This window comes from Roseovarius sp., from assembly GCF_018066915.1.
Taxonomy (GTDB): Bacteria; Pseudomonadota; Alphaproteobacteria; order Rhodobacterales; family Rhodobacteraceae; genus Roseovarius.
Genome location: NZ_JAGPVV010000291.1, coordinates 1 through 2,707 on the forward strand (window position 1 = coordinate 1; position 2,707 = coordinate 2,707).

The window sequence follows — 2,707 nt, forward strand, 5'->3', positions numbered from 1 at the left end:
GGAGAGTCCTATATCTCCGTCGAGGCATCAAAATAGCTGAATATTGTCGGTGACTTTTCCGGAGATGGTCGAAAAACACCGAAGTTCCCGAAAACGTCTTCCCCATTAGCATTCGCGCGCTCCGGCGAACTCTATCTGTATGCGGCGCGACCATCGTCTCTTGATGCGTTGCAGCACGGCTGACAGCGCCATTTTCAGCGCTACAGCGGTTAAACAGCTGTTTACATGTGTAAATGACCATGCGCCTGCACATCGGCGCAATGTGTATCGAGGCGATCCATTTCCATACTAGCTGCCGCCCTGCGCCCATGCGGAGCAGTCAGTTCGCGGCGCGCCACATCCGATACCGATCCTGCCCGGTCATCTCGCGGATCAAACCCCGCGCTTCCATCCAGGCAAGGTTGCGCTGGACGGCGGCGCGACTGGCACCAGTCAGAGCCTCGGCCATCGGGGCGGAGACGAGTGGCCATTCGGTTAGAACAGCGCACAAGGCCGGGGGCGTGCGGCCCGAGAGCGGGGTCATCTCGGTTTCTGCCCGCGCTGACCATGCCTCGATATCGTCAAGGTGCCGCATTGCGGTCAGGCAGGCGGTCTCCATCCCGTCAAGCCAGCGCGCCAGACGGTCAGCGGGTGGGCCGCCGGCGCGCAGCCCCCCTGCCCCGCCCATGGCCAGAGGTGCAAAGACTGCTCCCTTGCCCTCGCTGGCCGCGATCCGCGCAGCTGTGACGGCCGCCTCCATTCGATCGCCTTGCTGCCCGAGTCCCGCGAGGCTCCAGAGGTGAAAGCCCAAGCAAGCACGGGTGATCGGGTGCAACTCGGAAGCTTGCGCCGTAAGGTCCAGCCAACCGCCTGCGCGATCCGCAAAAGGTTCGGCCTCATCCGCGAGGTTCTCGGGGTCGCGGCGGTCAAGGAAGGCGGAAAGGTCTACCTCCGGTCCTGGCCCACCGGATAGCCGCCGCACCGCCCAACCGACACGCGCGAGCGCGGCAGTGTCGTCCTGTACGCCGGACAAGCGCATGGAGATCCAGAGCGCCAGCCGATCTGGGCCAATGCGGTCACCCGCGAACCAGCTGAGGTCGGCAGCCTCGAACAGGGCAAGCCTGTGCCGCCATCCTTCCGGGCCGCGCTTCAGCCGGTCGTCCAGCGCACCGACTCGACCGGCCACACGGGCAAGACGCGCAGCATGACCCGCCTCTGCTTTGCGCCAATCGTCGAGGACCTCGGCGTCACGCGGCTCGGCCCGTGGTCCCGGCGGCAGATAATCCGGCTCCTCTTCCATGGGACCGGGCAGGAACCAAAGATCGTCCTCAGACGACTGTTCCACCTCCTCAGCGTCGAGGAAGAGAACGTCCGATTCATCATGCAACGCAGGCGCTTGAGGCTTCATATGTGCAAAATACTGGAATTCTGCACGTTACCCAAGGGTTTTGTCAGAGTACGCCCGCGCTCCTTATATAGCACGCGCGGGTGATGGTCGGCGAGGGCTCTCTAGTCGCGCTCAGCCTATGGAAACCAAGGGTTTTCCGTTGAGCAAGGCCACAGAGAGCGCCATTGCATTCGTTTACAAACGGTCGTTTAGTAATAATATATGAAACTGCAAAAGGCCTGTTTTGATGCCCCTGATAGGTTACGCTCGGGTCTCGACCGAGGATCAGACCCCCCTGCCCCAGACGCAGGCCCTGAAATCCGCGGGTTGCGCCGAGATCCATGAAGAACAGGCCTCGGGCGGCAATCGTGCGCGACCGGTGCTTGCGCGGGTGTTGGAACGCATCGGCAAAGGCGACACGCTGGTCGTCGTGCGGATCGACCGCCTCGCGCGATCCCTTTCGCATCTGCTGGAGGTGATCGAGCGGCTGGAGGCGAAGGGAGCCTTCTTCCGCTCGCTGACCGATCCGATCGATACGTCCTCGCCTCAGGGCAAGTTCACCCTGCAGGTCCTCGGCGCCGCGGCCGAGTTCGAGCGCGCCCTGATCCGCGAACGCACCAAGGCCGGCCTGGCCAGCGCACGGACCAAAGGCCGGGTTGGCGGCAATCCGGGCCTGCGCGCGCGGGATCCGGCGGCGCTGCGCAAGGTGAGGCTGGCCCGGCAGGACGGCTACATGGAACGGCTGAACGAGACAGCGCAGGACTGGGTTCCCCATGTCCGCCGCCTGCGCCCCGACTTGGCTTGGGAAGACGTAGTCCGCGTCGTCAACGGCCCCCTGCCCCGCAAGCGCCAGTGGACGCAAAGCCGTCTTCTGCGCGCGGTCAACGCCTACGTCCGCGACGGCTTTCTGCCCGAGACTGTGCTCGCCCGGGCTGGCCGCCGCGAGACCGACGACCGCCTGCCCGCCATCGTCGCCGCCATCAAGGGCGCGGACCCCGACATCACGCTTCTGGCGATCTGCACCCGGCTGGAATCAATGCGCGAGCGCACGCCACGCGGGCGGACAAGCTGGCAGCCTTCTTCGGTGAAGATGCTACTGGAGCGGGCTGAGAGGCTGGGGCTGCTTGAGTAGCCCAGAAACCCCGCAAATCATGCACGACATGGAAGGATTACAAGGTTGTGGTCAGTTCCACGCTCAGTAGCTGTCCGGTCATGTAAAGGGGTTGACGATGCGAAGCTGGCCTTCCACCAGCAGGCCATCTTGCATGTCCTCGCTCCACAGCGTGGTACACCCCGCAACCAAAGCGCTGGCCACGATCATCGCGTCGTAGATCGAGAAGC

2 protein-coding genes and 1 pseudogene are annotated in these 2,707 nt (G+C 63.9%); 1 reads left to right on the top strand and 2 read right to left on the bottom strand.

From position 1 onward, the window contains the following. Positions 1–319: 319 nt before the first annotated feature. Positions 320–1,387 carry a hypothetical protein gene (locus KBT70_RS16215; RefSeq protein WP_296636382.1) on the bottom strand — a complete coding sequence of 356 codons (1,068 nt, stop codon included), beginning with the start codon at positions 1,385–1,387 and terminating at the stop codon, positions 320–322. Between the two features lie 226 nt (positions 1,388–1,613). Between KBT70_RS16215 and KBT70_RS16220 the strand changes: the two genes are divergently transcribed. Continuing rightward, the gene (locus KBT70_RS16220) at positions 1,614–2,498 is read left to right on the top strand and encodes a recombinase family protein (RefSeq protein WP_296636386.1); all 885 of its coding nucleotides are present in this window, start codon (positions 1,614–1,616) and stop codon (positions 2,496–2,498) included. 78 nt (positions 2,499–2,576) lie between these two features. Here the strand turns inward: KBT70_RS16220 and KBT70_RS16225 are convergent. Further along, positions 2,577–2,707 (bottom strand): annotated as a pseudogene (locus KBT70_RS16225) (VapC toxin family PIN domain ribonuclease); the annotation flags it as partial.